Source organism: Rhizobium bangladeshense (genome assembly GCF_001662075.1).
GTDB classification, from domain to species: Bacteria; Pseudomonadota; Alphaproteobacteria; order Rhizobiales; family Rhizobiaceae; genus Rhizobium; species Rhizobium bangladeshense_B.
Map to the genome: position 1 here is coordinate 1 of NZ_LYPL01000052.1, position 2,935 is coordinate 2,935.

The 2,935-nt window shown below is 56.1% G+C and carries 7 protein-coding genes; 3 read left to right on the forward strand and 4 right to left on the reverse strand.

Going from position 1 to position 2,935, the window contains the following annotated elements; translation table 11 throughout:
• From A7X77_RS31135 to A7X77_RS32855, 3 genes are all read left to right on the forward strand, one after another.
• Nucleotides 1-318 (forward strand): hypothetical protein (locus tag A7X77_RS31135; protein ID WP_210179777.1); only part of this gene is annotated, 318 nt, incomplete at its 5' end.
• Nucleotides 315-602, forward strand: a complete 288-nt coding sequence (locus tag A7X77_RS31140; RefSeq protein WP_064686629.1) for a hypothetical protein — start codon at nt 315-317, stop codon at nt 600-602. The genes A7X77_RS31135 and A7X77_RS31140, both read left to right, overlap by 4 nt.
• Nucleotides 599-1,285 carry a transcription termination/antitermination NusG family protein gene (locus A7X77_RS32855; RefSeq protein WP_082928902.1) on the forward strand — a complete coding sequence of 229 codons (687 nt, stop codon included), beginning with the start codon at nt 599-601 and terminating at the stop codon, nt 1,283-1,285. Before A7X77_RS31140 ends, A7X77_RS32855 begins: the two co-directional genes overlap by 4 nt.
• A gap of 152 nt (nt 1,286-1,437) precedes the next feature.
• Here A7X77_RS32855 and A7X77_RS31150 read toward each other — a convergent pair whose 3' ends face one another.
• From A7X77_RS31150 to A7X77_RS31160, 4 genes are all read right to left on the reverse strand, one after another.
• Nucleotides 1,438-1,653 (reverse strand): hypothetical protein, encoded by a 216-nt coding sequence (locus A7X77_RS31150; protein WP_064686631.1) that lies wholly within the window; start codon nt 1,651-1,653, stop codon nt 1,438-1,440.
• A 31-nt stretch (nt 1,654-1,684) separates the two neighbouring features.
• A complete protein-coding gene (locus A7X77_RS33280) occupies nt 1,685-1,819 on the reverse strand; it encodes a YHYH domain-containing protein (RefSeq protein ID WP_156668195.1) in 135 nt (44 codons plus the stop codon).
• Nucleotides 1,820-2,306: 487 nt separating this feature from the next.
• Nucleotides 2,307-2,489: a DUF3606 domain-containing protein gene (locus A7X77_RS31155; RefSeq protein WP_064686632.1), complete on the reverse strand. Its 183-nt coding sequence runs from the start codon at nt 2,487-2,489 to the stop codon at nt 2,307-2,309.
• Nucleotides 2,490-2,571: 82 nt separating this feature from the next.
• Nucleotides 2,572-2,772, reverse strand: coding sequence for a hypothetical protein (locus tag A7X77_RS31160; protein WP_064686633.1), 201 nt, complete (start codon nt 2,770-2,772; stop codon nt 2,572-2,574).
• Nucleotides 2,773-2,935: the final 163 nt, after the last annotated feature.

The window sequence follows — 2,935 nt, forward strand, 5'->3', positions numbered from 1 at the left end:
ATCGACCATGACACGATTGGCAAGCCTCGCAGCAATAGGAAAGTCTTCTGGGGCAAGCCGGAGAAGCCAGCGAAGCGCACCGGAAAGAAGGTGAGCAAGAGAGAGGCGGCCAGGGACGAACACCGGATGAAGGTCAATGCCGCAAAGGCGCCTGGCTGGGTGCGATCGGTCGCGGCCGCCAAGTTCGACCCGGCCGGCGAGCGCGCATACCGCGACCATAAGCTCGGCACTTTCGGAGCTGCTTCCGAGGTGAGGCGGATCGATCCGGCAACGTACCTCGCAGAGAAGGCGGCCAGCGCGAGAAAGGAGCAAGGATGACCATCAGGGAACGACAGGAACGAGAAGCACACGACCGAGAGAACCCGTGGCGTCCGATGAGCTCGGCGCCGCGCGGTACTGGACTGATCTGCGACCTGCTCTTCGACGATATGGTGGGCCACTTCGCAGCAGAGGGATTGCAGTTCTTCCTCGACGCCGACGGCGACTGGTATCAGATCGACCCGCCCAGACGCGTCTTCTCCCCCAACCCGATAAACTGGCGTCCTTCTTATGTGCGGATGACGCCGGAGCGTCGCAACCTGATCAAGAAGAGGCTGGCATGAACGTGAGAGTTTCCGGACGTCCGAACGCTGAAGCCGTTTCGGAAACCGAATTCCTTCAGGCAAGGAAAGGCGAGGCCAGGCGATGCGCGCCGGTTGAGACATGGTTTGCAGTGAAGGCCGCGCCTGGCGCGCAGCGTTGCCCATCAATGCGGGAAGGGCAGGACCGGAAGGGCGAAAGCATCATAGAGCGGAACCTTCGAAACGAGGGCTTCGAAGCGTTCATGCCAAGCTATCGGATCGAAGTCCGCCATCATCGACAAGGCCATTGGATCGAGCGTCGCTTCCCCACCTTCGTAGGATACATGTTCGTCAACATCGGGCCTGACGATTTCCGAAAGGTCGAAGAGGTGAACGGCGTGAGCAAGATCCTGCGCTTCACCAAATCGTTCGAACAGCGCCCCATGCCGTTCGAGTTTCCCCAGGAGACGATCGACAGACTGCGCTACATCGAGTGGGAGCAGGAACAGAACTTCCTTCTTGCCCGTGCTCGCCGGCAGCGGGAAGAGGAACTCGATCGGAAGCAGCCAGGGCGCCGCGCGAAATCTTCGACCCGGAGAATACGAAGGGCTCAATTCACGGAGCTTGGAGGAGGCCTGTCATCCAGCCTGGCCACGCCTTCCTCGCGTGCATTCATAACAGAAACGATGAAAACGTTGGGTAATCTGGGTGGCGGGCTTGAATAACCATAACCCTTCGGTTATCTTCTGCGCACTGATTTGTGGATGTTCAGTGCGCAGAGCGCCGGTCCACGCGGATAAACAGCAATCCGCACGATGGAAGAAATGCGTTCAGGATTTGCCGGACGCTTTTGTGTCCCACATGCTCCGCAACTTGATCAATCGTCCGCGTAGATACGGCTTACGTCGCCCAGAAAGAGGACCATTCGTCTTTCGCGCTTAGCCCGACCTGGGAAGGCGGTCACATCGGTCGTCTCTATGAAACCTGCCCCATAAAGGGTGTCTGCCAGGTCTGTGAGCGATCGATCGTCCGCAATGGCTAGGTGCCCCGCTTGCTCGATTGGCCGCTTCAGCTCTACCGCATAAATCGGCATAGTCTTACCTCCATTCGCCTGTGCCAAACGATCAATGACAGTGATAGTCGCCGGTCTTGTGATTGGTATGGCAGCCATTTTTGTTGAGGCCGCCGCCATGGGCGAAAGCGCTGGCTGCAGACAAAGCGAATACGGCCGCTGCGAGAGCGGTTCTGAAGTATTTCATGGTTGATCCCCTCAACTGAATTTACATCTTCTAGTAAACCACGCGCGTGACTAGAAGTCGACTGAAATTCAACTAACGAGACGCAGACTGGGTTAATGTAATCCGATGTGTCTTTTTCGGTTTAATCAGGCGGAACGCGGGACATTGAGCATAGCAGGCGTCAGATCTTACTTTGCAGCCGTCGCCGCCATAGAGGCAGTTGTCTCGCAGGGTGGCGTCTTGATGGGTGAGGCATAAGCTGATGCAAGATTGGTTCAGGTTTTGACAGCTGGACAACTCGTCCAGGCTGCAGGCCAGCGCGAAACCAGTTGAACAAATGCTGAAGATTACAAGAAGCAGGAAACGCATTATAACGGCCCCCCGGCGTTATTAATTCCTGTCCATTATACCGTTTGTACAGACGTCAACAATAATAACTTATAGGTAGTATTTCTCCGTTTCCGATAAACAGTAGGGGTATACCTGGTCGCAATGCTGCTCGACTGGCCTATTTCTTTTGCTGCTCCGCGAGCTCGTTAGCCTTGTCTCTGTTATTTCCGGCCTTCTTGATAATGTCCCTTGCCTGGGCAACCGTAAGTCCGTGCTTTTTCCGGAAATAGCTGACCTCATAGGGTTGCTCAGCGGAGACCCTTTTGCGGTCCTGCTTAAGTGCTTTCTTGTTGTCGGCCATTTCATCCTCCTGTGGTTGCTCTGTTCTCCCTCATATGAATTTGCGCGGAGCTGCTGAAAGGCAAGTGCCGCGCTACGCCGGCTTAGAGGTGGCCGGTCAGTAGTGCGACCACCTCATCGAGGCTCTCTCGGACTGGGTAGTAGCTCGGTCCCCCATCCTTCTGCAGCACCGACACGTAGATATGGGTGCTGCTTGTGAATGCTCGCACGGCTACGACCTGTTCCGGATTGATGAAGACAATTGGGTCTTTCTCACCCGCGTAATGAAATGCTACCAGCCGCATCTCTTCCTCCCAAGGCGCTCAATGCCACACCGAACGAGGAAAGCTGCCGTTTGTTGCGGCGTCGCTGCAACTTCGCGCACACCAGAGTTCTCCGATAATACCCAGCCGATCAGAAGGCAGGACCATGACAGGCAGACCAACCAAGTTCACACAGTCCCTGGCC